The organism is Rhizobium sp. Leaf306, assembly GCF_001423425.1.
Classification (GTDB): domain Bacteria; phylum Pseudomonadota; class Alphaproteobacteria; order Rhizobiales; family Rhizobiaceae; genus Neorhizobium; species Neorhizobium soli.
Genome location: NZ_LMNX01000001.1, coordinates 1377101 through 1395712, shown reverse-complemented (window position 1 = coordinate 1395712; position 18612 = coordinate 1377101). Strand labels below are relative to the sequence as shown.

Below are 18612 nucleotides of genomic sequence, written 5' to 3'. Positions count from 1 at the left end.
AAGGGCAGCATCAGACGCTCCGGTCATCCCGTATGCCGATGGAGATAGACTCACCATCGGCTTGTTCGAATCGTTACGGCGAGAGCGCGACAGAGTCAATGTCCAGCTCAATTGGCGTCATGCGGCCGAATATGTTCACCTCAGCCTGTAGCTTCCATCGCTCTCCGATCACCTTCCTGACCGTCGTTTGGAAGTCCACGAATGGACCCGAACGGATGGTAATCCTGTCCCCTTTGTGAACTGGCAAAGGCCTCTCATCATCCTGTTTCAAATCATTTTTCTGCACCGATAGCATCAGAGCATCCATCAACTTCGGAGGCATCAGGAAAGGCTCGCCATCACGCCCCATAAGGCTGTTCAAACGCGATGCGCATAGCACTCCAGCAAACGCTTCGTGGCACGGAACAACCTGCACAAAGAGATACCCTCTGAAGAATGGTCTGAAGATATCCACAGGCTTCAGCCCTCTCCGAGGTCTAGTCCTGAAGTGTTCGAGCGGGCACCAGGTCTTGATCCTCTGCTCTTTCAGCTCCTCACCTATCGCCTGCTCTGTTCCAGAACGGCAGGTGCCAACGATCCAACGAGCCCGTGAATCGAAACCGACAACATCTTTTCGTGCCATCCGCACGAGATTATGATGCGCGTTGCGAGCCCGTTCGGCCTTAACCTTCCCGTCGTCGATCCTTCGCCGTTCCGAGTTCGTCAGGTCTGAAGCGATCATTGGCTTGTAGCTGATCTTCTTGCCCGTGATTTTATGCTGCATGGTCATGGTCCCGTACCTCGATCAGCTTCTTCTGGAACTCGCGAAGGGCAGCAGCCACCGCCTCATCAGGATCTTCAATGCCTTCCGGCAAGGCCGGGAACTGCACGAACGGCAACCCGTTCGGCTCTGGCAGCCACGGCCAGCAACGATCGGCATGCAGCCGCTTCCAAGCGTCCCAGATCTCGCCGCCGACTGCGACCTTGTCGAAGCTCGAAGAGATCGAGACAATGCGCGGATTAACGAACACCGGGCGACGCTCACGTGCCCCATCGTTCAGCTTAACGGCCTCTGGCCATCCGGCTTTTTCGCGCTTGTCGCGCCAGATCACCGCATCCTTCTCAGGCTTCGCTTCGATGATCTGCGCTTCCAATGGCGTGAGCGTCAGATGGACAGGCGGTTTCGATAGCTCTGCAAGGCGCAGCGCGCTCCAGGCGCGCGAATATGGATTGTGCCTCTCAGGCGTCGCCGCTGCTGCAGGCCTGTCGTCGAGGCGCTCCCACGCCCGTTCCGAGAGATAGGTCGCCGCAGCCTTGGAGAACTTGCGACCGCTGGCCTTGGCCGCAGCGAGATAGTCAGGGGTCCGTTCCTCGCAGGCCTTGCGCTGCTCCGGCGCCAGATCCTGCCAGGCACGCCGTGTCGGCATCTCAGCGTCGATGGCGTATGTCGGCCATGACGACCACCATTTCCGAAAACGCCGTTCCAGCGCTTTGGGATTTTCTTCCCCTTCATCGTCTTCGCTCGCGCGCTCTCTCTCTTCTCGTTTAGCAGGAGGCGTTAAAGTAGAGGCGTTAATAGGTGCCGGTCCAGAACCGGCAGGGGGTGCCGACTCTGGACCGGCAGGGGGTGCCGGTATACCGGCAGGGGGCGCACCAGCTGAAGCAGAGGAATTAGGATCAAATTCCTCTTTGTCGTCGGCGTCCCATGCGTCAAATGCAGAGCTATCGACGGCTGAATCATAGATGACTCGATACCAGTGAGCGCTGTCACGACCGCTCGCGCTTTCTACCTTCTTGCGCTCCAGCGCACCAATTTCCACAAGACGATCAATCGCCGCCTGGACTGTCGAGCGCGAGCACGACAGCGCCTCAGCAAGCTTCACCTGGCTTCGCCGACACCAGCCGTGGCGGGTGTTGGCGTTCCTTCCCAGCATGCAGATCACTTGCAGATCCTTGCCCTTCAGGCGCGGGTCCGTAACGATCCATCCCGGTATGATCGAAAGACGGGGCTCAGATGTCATTCCACCATTTCCCCCTGCTTGACGGCGCCCCACATCAGTTTGCGGGAATAGTCCGTGATCTGGCGCGTCTCGATCGGGATCGACCCGTCCTCCAGCCGCACCGAATTGACGTGAGCGACGAGCGCTGCGAGATAGACCAGCCCGCCGGAGAAGCCGGCAGCTCCAAGAACAGCCGCGATGTCGGCGTGGTCGCGCTGGATGACGCCGAGCGGAATGGTCGAAAGCCACACAGCCCGCGCCCGGTCGTTTTGCAGGTCCGCCAGAATATCGAGGATGGGGTTCAAGGGACCGCCCTCGGTGTTTCACGTTGCGCAGATGCTGTAACAGCCTGATTTCGCTGGCCTCGATCATGGAAGACGAGATAGTCGGAAGGATCGACACCCATCGCCGTGCATAGCGCGAGGTGGCTTGCTGCCGACAAAACCTGACAGCTGCACGCGCGCGAGATCATCGCCGGGTTCAGTCCTTCATGCGCAGATGAGGCGTTGCGCGTTGAAAGGCCTGTCGACTTCAGCCAGTCGCGTGTGTCCATTGCCAAACGGTCGCGATCGATTTCGGGGATCATCGAACAATCTCCTGTTCGGTCATGCCAACGAGGCGGATGCCGAACCGGCCGGGGTCCGCGTCCAGTGCCTTCCAAAGCCGCTCGCGCGGAGCCGGCGAAATACGGCGACCGGACAGGACCAGATCCAGCTGCTCCGGTGTGATGTCCGCACGGCGAATGAGGTGAGCGCGCTCAGCGGCGCAGGCCTCGTCGAAGCTCAGTTCCTTGCGGCGGGCGCTCTTGCGTTCGTCTGGAAATGCCGCGCGAAAGCCGGCCATCTGGATCCGCGCATTAACGAAGCCGCGCAGCATCGCGGGGGAAAAGTCGGGGTTCATGCCGCCACCTCGTCGAGTGTCGCGCCGAGCAGCACCGCAGCCGTGGCGTTGAGTGCAGACATTCCAGCCGGAGAGATCTGCCACCCGTCATCATCGTGGCCGGCCCAGATCAGACCCTTCGCCGCGAGGTCCGCAATCAGCGCATCGGCAACCGATGGTCGCACGCCAATCCCGCGCCGCAGCCGTGCCGCGTCAAAGCCGGGGTTCTCTGCCATCCACACCAGCGCGCGCGCAGTTTCTTCGTCGCAGCGCTCTTCCAGCGTCTTGCGAGGCGTGATGCGGGTAAACTCGTCATCCGGCGCATCGAAGCGCAGCGGTGAAACGAACCCGCCGGCGCCCGGCGTCAGTGGGTCAGCCGTCTCGAATGCCTTCCAGTCAACACGGATGAGCTGCGGATGTCCGACGCCATAGCTGGCGTCATCGTTCCGCTCCCAGATGAACCAAGCCGTATTCATCTGAGAGCTAGCCTTGTCGCCTTCCCAGCCGTCGCGGTGCATCATCGGCAATCGCCGGGTGAAGACGTAAACCCGCGATGGCGGGCATTCGTCCATCACGAAGCACCTGTCGGCATCGTCGAAACCGCAAAGAAAGTTGAGGTTCAGCAGCATCGCCATCTTGCGCGGCTTGTGAGCGCGTAGAGCGTGAGCGACATACGCATTCGCCACGCCATAGGGCGGGTTCGTGACGATGTCGCAGCCGCCATCTTGACCGACGGAAAGAAGGAAGTCGCCAACGCCCTGACACTCGCCATGCTGCGTCGTGACGCCGCGATCGACGAGGTCGGAGATGGTCACCTCGTAGCCCGCCGTCTCAAGCGGACGCAGGATCGCACCTTTGCCGACGCTCGGCTCAACCACATTCAGGCTGAAGCTTTCCAGCGCCAGCAGCGTCCGCATGGCTTCGCTCGGCGTCTCGTAGAGATCGTGGCCGCGCTCTTCCTTGGTTGCTGTCTTGGTGCCGGTCGCGTGCCGCGCCGCCTTCTTCAGTGCCGCGCGGCTCGGCTCCAGCCCTTCGGACAGCCGCACCTCGATGACGCGCTCCACGAAGTCCGGCTCGTCGCGCACGTGGTCGCGCAGCTTGCGGGCCTCATGCAGATGCTTGGCGTCCAAGCCGACATCCTGGAGAGTGAAAACATTCTCGCCGGGAATATTTGATGGGCGACCCGGTCGGGCGATTTGCCCCTTCGCCTGCGCGTCGTCGACGGCATCCGCCATGGCGACATAGCAGAGGCTTTCGATCTTCAGCGCTTCCGCCTGCATGCGCCGCGCCTTGTCGACCAGGTCGCGCGAGGTCTTCACGCGTTCCGCGGAACCGGCAACAGCCTTGGCCTGGTCATAGGCCACGGACGAAAGTTTGAGCGCGCGTTCGACATCACCGGCATCCAGCAACGCCCGCGCCGTTTCTATGCAGGCAACCAATTCCGAGCTGTCACGGATCGTAAGCTCAGTCATGTTGGTCGCCTCGCATGCGGATCGCGCCAGCAAATGCCGCCTTCGATCATTTGCCGCGCATAGCGTTCGTAGGCCGGCTCTTCACGGGCCTGGACGCCGTCCGCGAAATCGCCGGCATTGACCGAATCGGTGTGCCTGACAAAGGCGCGAAAATTCCTGAGCTGCGCCTGGTGCAGCCGCTCTTCAAAGGCACGGCTTATGGGGGACTTGGTCATGACGCCCTCCGATAGCTGCGCCAGCCGTCGAGAACGCGGGAGACAGTGGCCTCCGAGACACCAAGCCCCTTGGCTATTGATGCACTATCCCATTCGCCGCGCTCCCACAGCAGCAGCGTAGCGCCGACGATCGCGTCGAGATCCGCGTCAGTGACCGGCATCCCTTTCTCGCGCGCGCAGACCGCCGCAAAGCCGAGGTCGAACACCTGACCAGCCCAGATCGACGAGGCAACACCACGTTCCGCCGCCTGCCGATCGAGCGTCATCTTCGCCTTCTCAGGCACGTTGATCATCACGCCGACAAGCTTGAACGCGGTGCGGGCCATGGAATCATTCCCCGCCGACGATCTTCAGAGCCGGCGAAGCATCGCCGCCCTTGGCAACAATCCCAGCATACCGCCGCATCTGTTCGGTCGCTTCCTCGACGACCTTCTCAAGATCGCGCATGCCCTGCCGCGCTTCCGCTGCGCTCACCTGCAGGTCGGAATAGGCAATGGAGGCGTTGCGCTGATACTCGTTCGCCGCAGCGCCGATCGCGAGGGAGCCGCGCACCAGGCACGTGCCGTCGCGGTTCTTCTCTTCCGGGTCTGTGAGCTTGCAGCCGTGCAGACCGGCCATAACCCGCGTGACGCAAGGATCGCCGCATTCGGCTTCAAGCCGCAGCACAGCCGGGATCGGCAGTAGCTCAGTGTCGGAATCGGCATTGCAGCGGCCAACCTGGCTTTTTGAAAGCGAGCAAGTTTCCGCTGCAGCTTCAATGCCGCCGTTCTTCTTGATCAGCAGACGGTTGGCGGCTTTCAGCTGATGGAACCAGGCGTTCGTCAACGTATCCTGCATGGGGTTTCTCCAGACACAGTTTTCCCGCGCCGGGAAAAGTCCCGCGCGTTTCCCATCGTGGGAAGCATTCGAAAGTGCGAAGTTCAGCGCATCAGATCACGGGGGACCGCATGCACGAAGCTCAAGAAAAGAAACCGGCCGAGACGGTCCGCAAGACAAAGTCTGCCTCGGCCGGAGATCGCGCCAGGTCAGGGAACTCACCCTGGCGCGTGGTTCGGTGGACAAGCGGGAGGAGGAGCTGCCACCGTATGAATTTTGGCCTGAAATCACTCTGCCGCCTCCCTCGAAAGGAGGGATAAGAGGCGCTCGACAGGGCCACTAGGTCGTATCTTCCCGGTCTCCATTTTGGAGACCGTTCCCTGATCAACGCCCAACAACTCCGCCATCTCTCGCTGGCTTAGGCCTCGTTCTGTCCGAAACTGGATGATGCTGCTGGGCGTGAACATACCCATCTTATGCTTTACGCATAGATGCTATGTCAATGCCTAACGCATATCCAAATATGCGAAACGCACACACATGAGCGACACAGTAGAAATCGGCAAGCGTTTGAAGCTTGCTCGCGAGCACGCAGGCTATGCGAGCGCCACGGTGGCGGCGCAGTCCCTTGGCATGAAATACCCGACCTACGCGGGCCACGAAAACGGCAGCCGAGGCGTTGTCCGAAATGCAAAGCAGTATGCGAGACGTTACAAAGTGTCTCTCGACTGGCTTTTACGGGGCGTAGGACCTGGACCAGGGGAAGCGGACGAAATCATTTCCGACAAAGCAATCGATATCCCCATTCTCACAACTGTCAGCGCAGGAGCTCTCCAGCGCGATGACGTGATCGATGAAGCAATGGGCACGGTTACTGTCGGCCAGCTGCCGATAGGAGACTGGATAGCACTTGAGGTGTCAGGCGAGTCGATGGATCGCATTTCACCTCCTACCTCGATCATCATCGTCAATCGCGCCGACAAAACCCTCGTCCCTAATGGCTGTTATGTGATCGCCGATGAGAACGGAGACGCCACTTACAAGCGATACCGGCCAGCTCCCGACCGCTTCGAACCGGTTTCGACGAACGCTGAACTTGAGCCAATTTTTCCTGACAACACGCCCACGATTATCGGGCGGGTCCGCATGTCTATCCTCAAGATGTAACAGTGGCTGATATCGGTCACTGCATCGGTCTTACCATCTCAGATCAAGACCGCTAATTTCTACGCGCAGCGCATAATATGCATTACGCATATTTAGAGCTTGACGCAAAACTATGCGAAATGCATATTCTGTCCGGTCGGCAGACCTCTTTGGAGGTTCGCCATCATCATCAGGAGAGAACCATATGACCTTTCACAACCACAATGCTTACCCACTTTGCCGCAACCGCCAGGAGCAGGTTGAATGCGTCGGCGAAGCCATGCGCCGCCTTGGCGAAGGCTGCACCGAGAGTGATCTCAAGAACAGCCTCGGCATCACCTCCAGCGAACTGAACGACGTTGCTGACGATGCACGCGCCTATGCAGTCGCCGCCAGCACCTATCAGCGGCGCGTTTCTGTTCCGGCCAAGCGCGCCGCCTGATCCGCTTCGGTGCCCGTCTGTGTACCCCCGGCTTAAGCCGCGCAGACGGCATCCGAAACGGATCGGAGGCCACAATGTCAGCCGTCAAAAACCCTCAGCACATGCCCGACACACTGCCATTGTCACAGATGACGATGCTGCAGCTGGACGAGGAACTCGCATTCTGGACAGCCGAGATTGCCAGCGACGAACGTTGGGGCATATCGGCTGAGATTGCGATAGAGATGCGGCTGGAAGTGGAAGCGGAGATGGTCCGCCGCCACGCTGCCGAACGCCGCAACGTGCCCTTCATCGTCGATGATCCGGGCGTTCGTCCGACGACCATCGCTATCACCGGATCTGCGCACGCCCGCCTCGATCGCCTTCCAGCGCGCTTCATCATTGCTTTCGCTGTCGTGATCTCGGTCATCGGCATTTGCGCCGCGGCTGCGTTGGCTGGCCAGCGCGTCATGGAGATCGAAACTCGATATGCGCAGGAGGTCGTATGAGCGCGACAATCCACCGCCTTCCGGTTCGCCCCGCACTTCGTGCCGTCGAGACCCACCCGGCATCCTTCTTCCAGCGGGAGCTTGGTGCAGTCGCCGACAATCTGAACGATGCCGCCGGCAGGTTCGCAATGCTGTCCAGCCGCGCGACCGACGAGGCATCGATCGCCGAAGGTACGCGGTCGCTTGAAGCAGCGCTGTTCCATGCGCTGAGCCTTTGCGGATGCCTTCAGGCAGACCGCACGTTGCGTGACCTTCTACTCTCGCGCCTGGCGCAGCGGGAGGCCTGAACATGACGGATCTTCCAGCCGCCAATGCAGTTCGCGCCGCATTCGCCGACCAGGGCGTCAAGCTTCCCTTGCGCCTGTCCGACGAGGACATCGGCGTAATCCTCGACGATGACGGCGCCGACGTGCTGACTGTCGACAGCAACGGCATGCGCGACAACGACAAGGTTCTAATGATCGCCGCGCTCGTCGTGTCGGCCGTCAACGATCTTGCCGGCTTTGACTTCGCAGCCAGCCGGAGTTTGGGCTGATGGGCAGCGCCCAGGACAAAGAGCGCCTCGACACGATCCGCGCGCGCCACGGCGAGGCCAGCACGGACTGGAGAGCTATCGACAGCACCGGTCATGGCGAGCAGCTGACGGCTCGCTTGCTACCCACTCAGCCGGCAATCGCCCTTGTGACGCTGACGGCAGAGTGCGGGTATCAGGACCGCAACTTTCTCCTGCACGCACACGCGGACATCCTGTTCCTGCTCTGCATGCTGGCAGAGGCGTTCCGGAAGATCCGCGAGCTGCAGAAGCTCCAGGACCAGCCACGCCCGGACCTGGCGAAGGAATGCGGAAGGATCTGCGAGGACGCTCAGTTCAAGCAATTCATGCTGAAGAAGCACGGCATCCCGTCCGAAGACCGAGAGCGTTTCGCCAACAGCGTTCGCAAGGTCTTGGCAATCGAATCCCGCTCTGAACTCAACACGCACCCCGCCGCCGCCAGGCGCTGGGAGGCCTTACTCGGACGCTTTCGGGAATGGAAGGATGCTCCATGAGCCGGCGAGACCAGATCAGAGACAAAATCATGCAGCGAGTCCGCATCGACGAGAAAACTGGATGCTGGATCTGGACCGGTCCGACGTCCGGTAAGGTGGGTCGAGGCGCTGGCTACCCGCGCATGTCATTAGGCGGGCAGACCGTCGCCGTGCACCTGGTCATGTGGACAAACGAACATGGCTACATCCCCGGAAAGAAAGAGATCGACCATTCCTGCCGTAACCGCCTTTGCGTGCGTCCGGAGCAGGATCACCTTGAACTCGTAACCCACAAACGGAACATCCTACGCCAATGGGAAGCGCGTCGGGCTGCTCTTGTCTGTCAGGAGGTTTAATTCGATGACCGACACAAAGACCCCATCACCCTCGACGCATTTGCGGGGGCGGAAAAATGACTAAATCAGTGGGACGCAACTACCCAGCGCCGCTCGCCCTGAGTACCAGGATCAACTTCCGAGACGTTCGGAAATGCCCGTTTTTGCGTGAGAATTTCGTCCATTGTCTCCTCGATAATCTTCGCGGCATCGTCGTCATTAGAGATATACATTTCCAGTCCAGCCCGGTTAACGACTCGGCGCCTGATCCACTCCACGTTAAACGGTGCGTCACCGACTTGCCCGCTGATTACGACGTGCACGGCGTCTTTCAGCGTCTCTTTGTCTGCTGCAGAAAGCATTTCTTCTCCTCTTCGTCCGCCTCTTTTTCCATGTTTTACGCGCCGAAAACGCGTGAGGGCAACCCATGACCGATCAACGGAGGCTCCTAATAAGCTTTTCTGGCGGTGAAACGTCCGGACGGATGACAAAGCTCATCCATGAGCGTCTTGCCGGCCAATACGACGAGATCGTCACTGTCTTCGCAAACACCGGCCAGGAGAACGAGCAGACGCTTGAGTTCGTCCAGCGCTGCGACGAGGCATGGGGATGGAACGTCGTTTGGGTCGAAGCGGTCACGGACCCGCAGCAAGGTAAGGGGGTGACAGCCCGCGTCGTCGATTTTGGGACAGCCTGCCGCGATGGGTCAGTGTTCGAGGCGATGATAGCGAAGCATGGCATTCCCGGTCCCGGCTTCATCCACTGTACGCGCGAACTGAAAGAGCGGGCCATCACGGCATATTGCCGCTCGATCAGCTGGAAGGCCGGCACCTATGATACTGCGATTGGCATACGCGTCGACGAGATAGACCGGATGAACCCGAAGGCCGCGACAGCGCGCTTGGTATATCCGCTCATCAAGCGGTTCCCCCACACGAAAGAGGACGTGAACGCCTTCTGGATCCGGCAGTCCTTCCGGCTGGAACTCAAGGGTTACCAAGGCAACTGCAAATGGTGCTGGAAGAAGTCTCTTCGCAAGCACCTGACGATCATGGCCGAAACGCCGGAAGCATTCGATTTTCCAGAGCGAATGGAAAAGCTCTATCCGTTATCCGGAGCCAACCCGCGCAACGAAGAAAAGCGGTTCTTTCGTAACCGCCTCAAGGTGGAAGATATTCGTCGCCTTGCCGCGACGGGAAACTTCGCGCCGGCAGACGACGACGCTCAAATCAATCAGATGGACTTCTTTCGCGGGCTTGACCTCGATGTAGGCGGCGGCTGCGAAGAAAGCTGTGAGGTGACTTTTGATGACGCAGCGTGAGGAGAATCAGGGTGTGGATCGACTATGCGATTGTGATTGCTGCCGTGATCGTTCTGGCAGTCATGCACTATCGGGACCACAAGGACGATCCGCCGAGCGGTTGGCTGTTCTGAACCCACCACCCGAAACGAGAAGGGACGGGGACAGATGAGAGCACAGCGCGCAGAAGTTCTGCCGATCTCCCTCCCACCACGCGGCTTGGCACGTGACCAGGCTGCGGCGTACATCGGCGTATCTTCCAGCCTATTTGACGAAATGGTGGGCGATGGAAGAATGCCGAAACCAAAGAAGGCCAACGCCCGGACGATCTGGGACCGCGTGGCACTTGACCGGGCGTTCACGCGTCTGCCTGGTGGAGATCCTGACGACGCAGACGATTGGTCCGTGGAAGTGTGATGCCAAAGAAGTTTGCAAAGAAGTACGTGATTGAGGATCGCACGGATGGCGTCCTGCGCTTCTATTTCCGCAAGCGCGGCCAGAAGAAGATCCGGCTTCCTGGCGTGCCGGGAAGCGACGAGTTCAACGAGGCCTATTACATCGCTGTGAATGGCACAGCGCTCGAAGAGGCGAGGGGCCCGAAGCTATCCACGAAAAATTCCCTTCGTTGGCTCTGCGAGCAGTACTTCCAGTCGGCCGAATACAAGCGCTTGGACCAGAGGACGCGCCACGTCCGTAAGCTGATCATCGAGCACATGTGGGCCGAGCCTCTGAAGAAGGACAGCTCGCGTCTTTTTGAAGACATGCCGATCGCTGCCATCACTGCAAAAGCCGTCCGAGTTTTGAGAGACCGCAAGGCAGAGAAGCCGGAAGCGGCTAACAGCCGGACCAAAGCGCTGCGCGCGATATTCGCGTGGGCCTGCAAAAGCGACGTCGAACTGATGCTGACTAACCCTGCGAGAGATGTGTCCTTCTTCGCTCAGCAAGGCGACGGCTATCATTCGTGGACTGAAGACGAGATTGCGAAGTTTGAGGAGAAGCACAAGATCGGCACGAAGCCTCGGCTCGCGTTGGCGCTGATGCTCTACACCGGTCAGCGTCGTAGCGACATCATCCTGTTCGGCAGGCAGCACGTCAGCAACGGCAGTTTAAAGTTTACGCAGTTCAAAGGCCGGAAGAAAAAGCCGATTACGCTGGAGATCCCAGTTCATCCGAAGCTGCAGAAGATCATTGATGCATCGCCTGTCGGCGATCTCACGTTCCTCGTGACCGAATGCAACAAAGGCTTCACCGCTGCAGGGTTTGGCAACTGGTTTCGCAAGCAGTGCAATGATGCGGGCCTTCCCCATTGCAGCGCGCATGGTCTGCGAAAATCCGCATCAGCGAGGCTAGCTGAGAGAGGCGCCACCGAGAAACAGATCATGTCGGTGACCGGTCATACGACATCGAAAGAGGTGTCGCGATACACGAAGGCGGCAAATCAGAAGCTACTGGCGGAGAGCGCGATCAGCCTGTTCGACGACATCGATGAAAGGAGCGAGGGGGGAAAGTAAGAACAAAAGTGTCCAGCTTTTTCAGGCAGTTTAAGTTTTCTGGACGTTTAGCACCAAATTTCACTGTAAAAACAATGGTCAAAAAAGTGCGTGGTGCCCCATGCCGGAATCGAACCAGCACTCCTTTCGGAACTCGATTTTGAGTCGAGCGCGTCTACCAGTTCCGCCAATGGGGCACGGAGGGTATGGTGAAGGCCTCTAACATGGCCTCGGCGGCGGATGCAAGAAGAACTATTCGGATCGCTGCAAACCGCGATGTCAGGCATTGCGTCCGGCAATCGCTAGGATCTTTTCGCGCAGCAGACGCGCCATGTTGCGGGTGTTGCGGTAGAGGTGAAGCTGTGTCGCCACCTGTCTCACGTCGCGGTCGCTGTTGCGGGCAAGGCCGATCACCAGCGTTCCCATTTCCTCGCGCTCTTCCCATAGCCTGCTCATGATCGGATGGTCGGGCACGGCGCAGCTGTCGGTGCGCAGGATGTTGGCGTCATCCAGGTGCCAGTCGGTCAGCTTCATGATCAATAGCTTGCCTGGCGAATAGCGGCTCAGGCTCTCGTCATAGGCGGTCTTCCAGGTATAGGCCTCGCCGGCCATCAGGAAGATCACGATCGAGGCGATCGCGCGGCCGTCGAGATTGATCGTGTGGATCCGCACGGCATCCACTTCGGCAAGATTGGTGATCGCTTCGCGGGCAAAGGCTGCGCGGTAGCGGTCGTTGATCAGGGCCGAACGTTTGCGGCCTTTCCAGCCGGTCGATTCCAGCGCCAGGAATTCCTCCATCCGCTGGCGCACCTCTTCGGGCTGACGGGCGACGGCGTATTCGAGCCTTCCCAGCTGTCCGAGCTTCCGCCACTGGCGCTGCATCTCGCGGTAGTGGTGCGGCGAGACGGAGGCCTTCATATAGGTTTCGCCGTCCTGAAGGCTTTCCAGCATCGGCCGGCGGAAGCTGTCGGTGACGGCAACGGGCAGGTCGCGGCCGATGGCAACGGCGCGCGCAAGCTGGGCAAAGCGGCCGCCTAAGCGCACATCCGGCAGAACGAGAACGGAGGGAAGTTTTGCTTCCCGGGCAGTCAGGGCCTCCAGGAGGTTGTCGATGGTTTCGGCCGCATCTTCGGCATCCACCAGTGGCGTACCGAGCGGGCCGAACGGATTGGACCAGACGCGGATGATCGGGGCACCCATGGCAAAGCCAGGTTTCTCCACGGTAAACGGCATCAAAAGGCGAAGGCGGCTATGGCTTTCGCCTTCGTCACGGATAAGCGCCAGTCTCACCTGGCGGTCATCGATGCGCGGCATGGCGGGGGCAAGAAGCCGCGCCGAGAAGAAGATGTTGGGTTCCATCGCGCGGTGAGACAAAAATTCGAGTTCTTCCTGCAGATCGTAACCGAGACCTGCCGGATAGAGGCAAAATTCGCGGCCGGGCCGGCCGATTTCTACCCGCGTATCGGCATCCGGGCGGTCTGCACGAAGACGCGACGCGACGTTCGGCATTGTGACGTCGTCGTATTCCTTTTCGCTCCTGTTCGGGGGAAGAGCCATTGTGTCTATCGAACCTTGAACGAGGGTCTGGGCAGTGGATCGGAAAAAGCGAATAGCACGATTCCGAGCGTGCGGCGTACTGCTATGTGCAGCAACGTCGCCTCGATCATCATGGCGCCGGCGGTCGCCATCGCCGCACCGACCAGCCCATAATGTGGTATCAGCACGACATTGAGGACGATGCTGCCGGCAAGCGTTGCCGTATAGACTGCAACGCAGAGCTTTTGCCTGCCCGCCATGCTGAGCAGAACTTCTCCGGGGCCGACGAGCGACTTGGACAGAATGCCAGCAAACAGGATCACCATCAGGATATAGCCTGAAGTGAAAGCGTCGCCGAACAGCGACAGAAGCAGTTCACCCGCAGCAAGCGTGGTCAACCCGACGACGAGCGACGGCCAGAAGGTCCAGCGGACGGTCTGGCCCGCGAATGTGGCCAACGCCGTCATGTCGCCTTCCGCCATGATGGCGGCGAAACGGGGAGCCGCGGCCGCCTTGATGGAGAAGTAGACGAACTGCACGAGGACGATCGTTTTCGACGCCGCAAAATAGATCCCGACATCGTCCGGCGGCAGAAAGATGCCGACCACGACCACGTCCGCATTGGTCAGCAGGAAGCCGATGCCGTCGACCACAAATAGCGGGATCGAGTATCGGATCCATGAGCCAAGCCGGTAGCGCCGCGATGCATTGCCGTAGCTGCCTTTCAGCCGAAGTATGAGCTGCGTCAGATGCGCAAACGTTGTGGCGTATGTGGCGGCAAGCGCCGCCAGCATGGCGGTCTGCGCATCGCGCGGCGCATCGGACAGGACGGCTGCCGCCATGAAAGTGAGGATCAGGATGGGCCTGAGGATGTAGGTTGGCGCCAGCGCCGATATCGTCCAGCCATGGGTACGGGCAATCCCGTCGAGGATGTCGCCGATGCCGATCATCGGAATGATGAAAAGAGCGATCGAAACCGGCACGATGTAGTAGGGCTCGATGCTGCTGCCGAACGCCCAGAGAAAGGCAAAGCCGAGGCCGCCGATCACGGTCGAGGTGACGAGCGCGACAAGGCAGGCGGCAAGGCTCAAGCCGCGGATCTCGCCGTTTTCACCCTCTGCCGAATGCTGGTGGATGAAGCGGATGATCGAGGTGTGAAAGCCGAGGCAGGAGAGATTGCCGACGAGGATGACGATCACCCAGACGAAGGCGAACAACCCGTATTCGAACTCGCCCATCAGCCTGGCCATGACGATCTGGGACAGGAAGGCGATAGCGGCGCTGAAAATGCGGATCGCAAACGCGGTCATGGCCTGGCGTTGCGCCCGCGCCGTATCGCTGTTTTCGGTGACAGTGGCTCTGATCCTGCCCGTCAGCGGTGCGACTCTGGCACGCAAACCGGCCGGAAGCAGTCTTTCCGCTGTTTCGATCACCGCCATGATGGGCACGCAATACTCGTTACGCTACAGGAGCCATGCTCGCAAATCTGCCACAGCAGGGTTAAGAAACGGTTGGCTCAGCCGACCCGAACGTTACGAGGGCGACGATCCCGCAAACGAAAAACGCCGCCCGAAGGCGGCGTTCTATCGATAACACTGGTGTTGCCCGATCAGGCCTGTTCGAAGGCGCCGTGGCAGTGCTTGTATTTCTTGCCCGAACCACAGGGGCAAGCCTCGTTGCGGCCGACGCGGCCCCAGGTAGACTGGTCTTCGGGATGACGATCGGCAGGCGTTGCGAGGAAGTCGCTGCCGTCTGCGCCCGACACCTGGTCTTCGCCGGTCGTCGGGTCGAAATGATGCTCCTCGAACACCGATGGCGGTACCGGCGGCTCGGGGTTCTGCACAAGCTCGACGCGCATCATCTGGGCGGTCACGGCTTCGCGCAGGTTCGCAAGCAGCGCCTGGAACAGCTCGAAGGCTTCCGCCTTGTATTCCTGCAACGGATCGCGCTGCGCATAGCCGCGGAACCCGATGACGGAGCGCAGGTGGTCGAGATTGACGATATGCTCGCGCCACAGGGCGTCCAGCGTCTGCAACACCACGGAGCGTTCGACGTAGTTCATCACGTCGGCACCAAACCGCTCTCGGCGATCCTTGACGGAAGCTTCAGCGGCGGCAGTGATCCGCTCGCGGATATCGGTTTCGCCGATACCCTCTTCGGTCGCCCAGTCCTCGATCGGAAGATCAAGGTTCAGCAGGCGATCAACGTCTTCGCGCAGTTCCTTGACGCTCCACTGTTCGGCATAGGCCCGCTCAGGGATGTGCTTGGCAACGAGAACCTCGATCACTTCGTTGCGCATGTCCTCGATGGTCTCGGACACGTCTTCCGAATCCATCATCTCGATGCGCTGCTCGAAGATCACCTTGCGCTGGTCGTTGGTGACGTCGTCGTATTTCAGAAGGTTCTTGCGGATGTCGAAGTTACGCGCCTCGACCTTTTTCTGGGCCCGCTCGAGCGCCTTGTTGATCCAGGGGTGGACGATCGCTTCGCCTTCCTTGAGACCAAGCTTTTGCAGCATCGAATCCATCCGGTCGGAACCGAAGATGCGCATCAGATCGTCCTGGAGCGACAGGTAGAACTTCGAGCGGCCCGGGTCACCCTGGCGGCCGGAACGGCCACGCAACTGGTTGTCGATGCGGCGGCTTTCGTGGCGTTCCGTGGCGATCACGTAGAGGCCACCGGCTGCCAGAGCCTTGCCCTTGAGTTCTTTCACCTCGGCACGGACGGCAGCCTCCTTGGCAGCGCGTTCGCCCTCGTCCTCGATGCCTTCGAGCTCGCGCTCAAGGCGCATGTCGATATTGCCGCCGAGCTGAATGTCGGTACCGCGACCGGCCATGTTGGTGGCGATCGTGACGGCACCGGGCACGCCGGCCTGCGACACGATATAGGCTTCCTGCTCGTGGTAGCGGGCGTTCAGAACGTGGAATTTCTCAAAACCGGACTCGCGCAGCATGGTTGCCAGAAGTTCGGACTTTTCGATCGAGGTCGTACCGACCAGAACCGGCTGGTTGCGTTCGCTGGCGGCCTTGATCTCCACGATGATCGCTTTGAACTTTTCCTCAAACGTCCGATAGACTTCGTCGTCCTCGTCGATACGCTGGATCGGCAGGTTGGTCGGAACCTCCACCACTTCCAGCTTGTAGATGTTGCCGAATTCTTCCGCTTCCGTCTGCGCCGTACCGGTCATGCCGGCAAGCTTGTCGTACATGCGGAAGTAATTCTGGAAGGTAATCGAGGAGAGCGTCTGGTTCTCCGGCTGGATCTGCACCTTTTCCTTGGCTTCCAGCGCCTGATGCTGACCTTCGGAATAGCGGCGGCCCGGCATCATGCGGCCGGTAAACTCGTCGATGATGACGATCTCGTCGTTGCGGACGATATAGTCCTTGTCGCGGGTGAAGAGCTTGTGGGCCTTCAGCGCGTTGTTGATGTGGTGCACGATCGCCACGTTCTCGACGTCGTAGAGCGATTCGCCCTTCAGCAGGCCGGCCTGACGCAGCAGGCCTTCGAGCTTTTCGGTTCCCTCTTCGGAGAAGTTGGCCGAGCGCTGCTTTTCGTCGATTTCGTAATCTTCCGGAGACAGCAACGGAATGTAGGCGTCGATCGTGTTGTAGAGATCGGAACGGTCGTCCAGCGGGCCTGAGATGATCAGCGGGGTGCGGGCTTCGTCGACCAGGATCGAATCGACTTCGTCGACGATCGCGAAGTTGTGGCCGCGCTGCACCATCTGGCCGCGCTCGTATTTCATGTTATCGCGAAGATAATCGAAGCCGAGCTCGTTGTTCGTCGCATAGGTGATGTCGCAGGCATAGGCCTCGCGGCGTTCGTCGTCCGACAGGCCGTGGACGATGACACCGGTCGAAAGGCCAAGGAACCCGTAGAGGCGGCTCATGATGCTAGCGTCGCGCTGTGCGAGATAATCGTTGACGGTCACCACATGCACGCCCTTGCCCGACAGTGCATTGAGGTAGACGGGCAGGGTTCCCACCAGCGTCTTGCCTTCGCCGGTCTTCATCTCGGCGATTGCGCCGTCGTGAAGGATCATGCCGCCGGTCAGCTGGACGTCGAAGGGTCGCATGCCGAGAACGCGGAGGGCCGCTTCGCGAAGCACCGCAAAGGCAGGGATCTGGATATCCTCCAGCGTCTTGCCGTCTGCCAGCATCTGGCGGAACTCCGCCGTCTTGTTGGCGAGCTGCTCATCGGTGAGCGCCTTGGTGGCTTCCTCGATTGCATTGATCTTCTCGAGCATCGGCTTGTAGCCCCGCACGCGGCGCTCGTTTGCAGATCCGAACAGTTTGCGGGCAATGCCGCCAAAGCTGACCATACGAATGGCCCTTTCTGATGTCAGTCCCTGATGTCACTCGTCGAGACCACGATTGAGCTTGTCGGCCGGCGGCGCCTCTGACAATTCAACCCGTGGCGCCCGCAAAGCTTCTGGACGCGAAGTTGCGTGACAGATAAGAGGGGGTCCGAATTATGTCAACGGTGACGGCCGATACAGAATGGCCACAATCCGGTGTTTGTGAAGGTTTTCCGGCCGGTGCCAGACGTTCTGGATCCGGTTCACCAATCGAAAGGTAACTCGATGCTGCGCCACAAACTTCTCGTATCGGCTGCTCTTGCCGCTGCGATCTTCGTCCAGGCCCCGGCTTTCGCCGCTGACGATACGGTCGTCGCCAAGGTGGGCAGCCTGAACATCACTCAGGCCGAACTCGACGTCGCGGTCCAGAACCTCGACCCGCAGCTGGCCCAGCTTCCCGAAGAACAGAAGAAGGTTGCGGCCCTTTCCGGCGCAATCGACGTGAAGCTTCTGGCAAGCGGTGCTGCCGCCGAAGGCCTTGGTAACACCGAGGACTACAAGAAGCGCATGGCCTATATCGGCGATCGCGAGCTGCACAACGCCTACTTCCGCAAGCACGTGGTCGATGCCACGACGCCCGAAGAAGTAAAGGCACGCTACGACAAGGAAATCGCGTCGATCCCGAAGCAGGAAGAGGTCAATGCTGCCCATATCCTGGTAAAGACCGAGGATGAAGCAAAGGCCGTGATTGCCGACCTCGACAAGGGTGGCGATTTCGCAGCCATTGCCAAGGAAAAGTCGCAGGATTCGAACAAGGACGAAGGTGGCGATCTCGGCTGGTTTGCCCAGGGCCGCATGGTTCCGGAATTCGAGCAGGCCGCGTTTGCCCTCGAAAAGGGCGCCTACACCAAGACCCCGGTCAAGACCCAGTTCGGTTTCCACGTCATCAAGCTTCTCGACAAGCGCGAAGCCGCTCCGCCGGCACTCGACCAGGTCGAGGACCAGGTCAAGCAGCTCGTGATGCGCGACAAGTATGTCGCCATTATCGAAAAGGCGAAGGCCGACCAGAAGATCGAGATCATGGATGAGGGCCTGAAGAAGGGCTACGAGGACGTGAGCAAGATGCAGGACGGTGCAGAAGCGCCGGCACCGGCACAGCAGTAAAATTCGCATCTGGGCCCGGTATATCCG

At 59.9% G+C, this 18612-nt stretch carries 24 protein-coding genes and 1 tRNA gene; 11 read left to right on the top strand and 14 right to left on the bottom strand.

The features are described from left to right. Positions 1 to 73: 73 nt before the first annotated feature. The 9 genes from ASG19_RS06635 to ASG19_RS06595 form a co-directional block, all read right to left on the bottom strand. A complete protein-coding gene (locus ASG19_RS06635; RefSeq protein ID WP_062454320.1) occupies positions 74 to 769 on the bottom strand; it encodes a transcription termination/antitermination NusG family protein in 696 nt (231 codons plus the stop codon). Further along, positions 753 to 1406: a hypothetical protein gene (locus ASG19_RS06630; protein WP_062454318.1), complete on the bottom strand. Its 654-nt coding sequence runs from the start codon at positions 1404 to 1406 to the stop codon at positions 753 to 755. Before ASG19_RS06630 ends, ASG19_RS06635 begins: the two co-directional genes overlap by 17 nt. A 590-nt stretch (positions 1407 to 1996) precedes the next feature. Further along, entirely contained in the window at positions 1997 to 2284 is a 288-nt protein-coding gene (locus ASG19_RS06625; RefSeq protein WP_062454316.1) for a hypothetical protein, read from the bottom strand. Further along, on the bottom strand, positions 2281 to 2565 hold the full coding sequence (locus tag ASG19_RS06620) for a hypothetical protein (RefSeq protein WP_062454314.1): 285 nt from the start codon (positions 2563 to 2565) through the stop codon (positions 2281 to 2283). Before ASG19_RS06620 ends, ASG19_RS06625 begins: the two co-directional genes overlap by 4 nt. Further along, positions 2562 to 2879, bottom strand: a complete 318-nt coding sequence (locus ASG19_RS06615; RefSeq protein WP_062454311.1) for a hypothetical protein — start codon at positions 2877 to 2879, stop codon at positions 2562 to 2564. Before ASG19_RS06615 ends, ASG19_RS06620 begins: the two co-directional genes overlap by 4 nt. Beyond that, the gene (locus ASG19_RS06610) at positions 2876 to 4330 is read right to left on the bottom strand and encodes a hypothetical protein (RefSeq protein WP_200933882.1); all 1455 of its coding nucleotides are present in this window, start codon (positions 4328 to 4330) and stop codon (positions 2876 to 2878) included. The genes ASG19_RS06615 and ASG19_RS06610 overlap by 4 nt, the downstream gene beginning before the upstream one ends. Beyond that, positions 4327 to 4545: a hypothetical protein gene (locus tag ASG19_RS06605; protein WP_062454309.1), complete on the bottom strand. Its 219-nt coding sequence runs from the start codon at positions 4543 to 4545 to the stop codon at positions 4327 to 4329. The genes ASG19_RS06610 and ASG19_RS06605 overlap by 4 nt, the downstream gene beginning before the upstream one ends. Then, positions 4542 to 4871, bottom strand: coding sequence for a hypothetical protein (locus ASG19_RS06600; protein ID WP_062454306.1), 330 nt, complete (start codon positions 4869 to 4871; stop codon positions 4542 to 4544). The genes ASG19_RS06605 and ASG19_RS06600 overlap by 4 nt, the downstream gene beginning before the upstream one ends. Positions 4872 to 4875: 4 nt before the next feature. Further along, positions 4876 to 5382, bottom strand: coding sequence for a hypothetical protein (locus tag ASG19_RS06595; protein WP_062454304.1), 507 nt, complete (start codon positions 5380 to 5382; stop codon positions 4876 to 4878). Positions 5383 to 5901: 519 nt separating this feature from the next. On the opposite strand from ASG19_RS06595, the gene ASG19_RS06585 reads away from it, so the two are divergent. The 7 genes from ASG19_RS06585 to ASG19_RS06555 all read left to right on the top strand — a co-directional run bounded on the left by ASG19_RS06585 (position 5902) and on the right by ASG19_RS06555 (position 8819). Continuing rightward, positions 5902 to 6528 (top strand): S24 family peptidase, encoded by a 627-nt coding sequence (locus tag ASG19_RS06585; protein WP_062454300.1) that lies wholly within the window; start codon positions 5902 to 5904, stop codon positions 6526 to 6528. A 184-nt stretch (positions 6529 to 6712) separates the two neighbouring features. Then, complete coding sequence (locus tag ASG19_RS06580) at positions 6713 to 6949, top strand: hypothetical protein (RefSeq protein ID WP_062454299.1); 237 nt, start codon at positions 6713 to 6715, stop codon at positions 6947 to 6949. A 74-nt stretch (positions 6950 to 7023) separates the two neighbouring features. Then, positions 7024 to 7437: a hypothetical protein gene (locus tag ASG19_RS06575; RefSeq protein ID WP_062454297.1), complete on the top strand. Its 414-nt coding sequence runs from the start codon at positions 7024 to 7026 to the stop codon at positions 7435 to 7437. After that, positions 7434 to 7724, top strand: a complete 291-nt coding sequence (locus ASG19_RS06570; protein WP_062454296.1) for a hypothetical protein — start codon at positions 7434 to 7436, stop codon at positions 7722 to 7724. The genes ASG19_RS06575 and ASG19_RS06570 overlap by 4 nt, the downstream gene beginning before the upstream one ends. A 2-nt stretch (positions 7725 to 7726) precedes the next feature. After that, positions 7727 to 7972, top strand: a complete 246-nt coding sequence (locus ASG19_RS06565) for a hypothetical protein (protein ID WP_062454295.1) — start codon at positions 7727 to 7729, stop codon at positions 7970 to 7972. Continuing rightward, entirely contained in the window at positions 7972 to 8484 is a 513-nt protein-coding gene (locus tag ASG19_RS06560) for a hypothetical protein (protein WP_062454294.1), read from the top strand. Before ASG19_RS06565 ends, ASG19_RS06560 begins: the two co-directional genes overlap by 1 nt. Beyond that, complete coding sequence (locus ASG19_RS06555; protein WP_062454293.1) at positions 8481 to 8819, top strand: HNH endonuclease signature motif containing protein; 339 nt, start codon at positions 8481 to 8483, stop codon at positions 8817 to 8819. Before ASG19_RS06560 ends, ASG19_RS06555 begins: the two co-directional genes overlap by 4 nt. A gap of 65 nt (positions 8820 to 8884) precedes the next feature. Here ASG19_RS06555 and ASG19_RS06550 read toward each other — a convergent pair whose 3' ends face one another. Beyond that, positions 8885 to 9160 (bottom strand): hypothetical protein, encoded by a 276-nt coding sequence (locus ASG19_RS06550; RefSeq protein ID WP_062454292.1) that lies wholly within the window; start codon positions 9158 to 9160, stop codon positions 8885 to 8887. Between the two features lie 65 nt (positions 9161 to 9225). On the opposite strand from ASG19_RS06550, the gene ASG19_RS06545 reads away from it, so the two are divergent. The 3 genes from ASG19_RS06545 (at position 9226) to ASG19_RS06535 (ending at position 11609) form a co-directional block, all read left to right on the top strand. Beyond that, positions 9226 to 10119: a hypothetical protein gene (locus ASG19_RS06545; protein ID WP_162238122.1), complete on the top strand. Its 894-nt coding sequence runs from the start codon at positions 9226 to 9228 to the stop codon at positions 10117 to 10119. Positions 10120 to 10266: 147 nt separating this feature from the next. Further along, complete coding sequence (locus ASG19_RS24295) at positions 10267 to 10515, top strand: hypothetical protein (RefSeq protein WP_062454290.1); 249 nt, start codon at positions 10267 to 10269, stop codon at positions 10513 to 10515. Between the two features lie 104 nt (positions 10516 to 10619). Continuing rightward, on the top strand, positions 10620 to 11609 hold the full coding sequence (locus tag ASG19_RS06535; RefSeq protein ID WP_244476085.1) for a tyrosine-type recombinase/integrase: 990 nt from the start codon (positions 10620 to 10622) through the stop codon (positions 11607 to 11609). A gap of 91 nt (positions 11610 to 11700) precedes the next feature. On the opposite strand, the gene ASG19_RS06530 is transcribed toward ASG19_RS06535, so the two are convergent. The 4 genes from ASG19_RS06530 to secA all read right to left on the bottom strand — a co-directional run bounded on the left by ASG19_RS06530 (position 11701) and on the right by secA (position 17445). Then, positions 11701 to 11785: transfer RNA gene (locus ASG19_RS06530), tRNA-Leu, on the bottom strand. Between the two features lie 82 nt (positions 11786 to 11867). Beyond that, on the bottom strand, positions 11868 to 13097 hold the full coding sequence (locus ASG19_RS06525) for a GNAT family N-acetyltransferase (protein WP_062454970.1): 1230 nt from the start codon (positions 13095 to 13097) through the stop codon (positions 11868 to 11870). A gap of 53 nt (positions 13098 to 13150) precedes the next feature. After that, a complete protein-coding gene (locus tag ASG19_RS06520; protein WP_062454288.1) occupies positions 13151 to 14563 on the bottom strand; it encodes a lipopolysaccharide biosynthesis protein in 1413 nt (470 codons plus the stop codon). A 170-nt stretch (positions 14564 to 14733) separates the two neighbouring features. Next, positions 14734 to 17445, bottom strand: a complete 2712-nt coding sequence (secA, locus tag ASG19_RS06515) for a preprotein translocase subunit SecA (RefSeq protein WP_062454287.1) — start codon at positions 17443 to 17445, stop codon at positions 14734 to 14736. Between the two features lie 261 nt (positions 17446 to 17706). On the opposite strand from secA, the gene ASG19_RS06510 reads away from it, so the two are divergent. After that, positions 17707 to 18585, top strand: a complete 879-nt coding sequence (locus ASG19_RS06510; protein ID WP_062454286.1) for a peptidylprolyl isomerase — start codon at positions 17707 to 17709, stop codon at positions 18583 to 18585. The last annotated feature ends 27 nt before the right edge of the window (positions 18586 to 18612 follow it).

Coding starts and splice junctions, on each gene's coding strand:
- ASG19_RS06610 (WP_200933882.1), bottom strand. CDS start 4,330: ATGACTGAGCTTACGATCCGTGACAGCTCGGAATTGGTTGCCTGCATA.
- ASG19_RS06585 (WP_062454300.1), top strand. CDS start 5,902: ATGAGCGACACAGTAGAAATCGGCAAGCGTTTGAAGCTTGCTCGCGAG.
- ASG19_RS06575 (WP_062454297.1), top strand. CDS start 7,024: ATGTCAGCCGTCAAAAACCCTCAGCACATGCCCGACACACTGCCATTG.
- ASG19_RS06525 (WP_062454970.1), bottom strand. CDS start 13,097: ATGCCGAACGTCGCGTCGCGTCTTCGTGCAGACCGCCCGGATGCCGAT.
- ASG19_RS06570 (WP_062454296.1), top strand. CDS start 7,434: ATGAGCGCGACAATCCACCGCCTTCCGGTTCGCCCCGCACTTCGTGCC.
- ASG19_RS06510 (WP_062454286.1), top strand. CDS start 17,707: ATGCTGCGCCACAAACTTCTCGTATCGGCTGCTCTTGCCGCTGCGATC.
- ASG19_RS06600 (WP_062454306.1), bottom strand. CDS start 4,871: ATGGCCCGCACCGCGTTCAAGCTTGTCGGCGTGATGATCAACGTGCCT.
- secA (WP_062454287.1), bottom strand. CDS start 17,445: ATGGTCAGCTTTGGCGGCATTGCCCGCAAACTGTTCGGATCTGCAAAC.
- ASG19_RS24295 (WP_062454290.1), top strand. CDS start 10,267: ATGAGAGCACAGCGCGCAGAAGTTCTGCCGATCTCCCTCCCACCACGC.
- ASG19_RS06545 (WP_162238122.1), top strand. CDS start 9,226: ATGACCGATCAACGGAGGCTCCTAATAAGCTTTTCTGGCGGTGAAACG.
- ASG19_RS06615 (WP_062454311.1), bottom strand. CDS start 2,879: ATGAACCCCGACTTTTCCCCCGCGATGCTGCGCGGCTTCGTTAATGCG.
- ASG19_RS06565 (WP_062454295.1), top strand. CDS start 7,727: ATGACGGATCTTCCAGCCGCCAATGCAGTTCGCGCCGCATTCGCCGAC.
- ASG19_RS06580 (WP_062454299.1), top strand. CDS start 6,713: ATGACCTTTCACAACCACAATGCTTACCCACTTTGCCGCAACCGCCAG.
- ASG19_RS06550 (WP_062454292.1), bottom strand. CDS start 9,160: ATGCTTTCTGCAGCAGACAAAGAGACGCTGAAAGACGCCGTGCACGTC.
- ASG19_RS06605 (WP_062454309.1), bottom strand. CDS start 4,545: ATGACCAAGTCCCCCATAAGCCGTGCCTTTGAAGAGCGGCTGCACCAG.
- ASG19_RS06595 (WP_062454304.1), bottom strand. CDS start 5,382: ATGCAGGATACGTTGACGAACGCCTGGTTCCATCAGCTGAAAGCCGCC.
- ASG19_RS06630 (WP_062454318.1), bottom strand. CDS start 1,406: ATGCCGACACGGCGTGCCTGGCAGGATCTGGCGCCGGAGCAGCGCAAG.
- ASG19_RS06520 (WP_062454288.1), bottom strand. CDS start 14,563: ATGGCGGTGATCGAAACAGCGGAAAGACTGCTTCCGGCCGGTTTGCGT.
- ASG19_RS06635 (WP_062454320.1), bottom strand. CDS start 769: ATGACCATGCAGCATAAAATCACGGGCAAGAAGATCAGCTACAAGCCA.
- ASG19_RS06620 (WP_062454314.1), bottom strand. CDS start 2,565: ATGATCCCCGAAATCGATCGCGACCGTTTGGCAATGGACACACGCGAC.
- ASG19_RS06555 (WP_062454293.1), top strand. CDS start 8,481: ATGAGCCGGCGAGACCAGATCAGAGACAAAATCATGCAGCGAGTCCGC.
- ASG19_RS06560 (WP_062454294.1), top strand. CDS start 7,972: ATGGGCAGCGCCCAGGACAAAGAGCGCCTCGACACGATCCGCGCGCGC.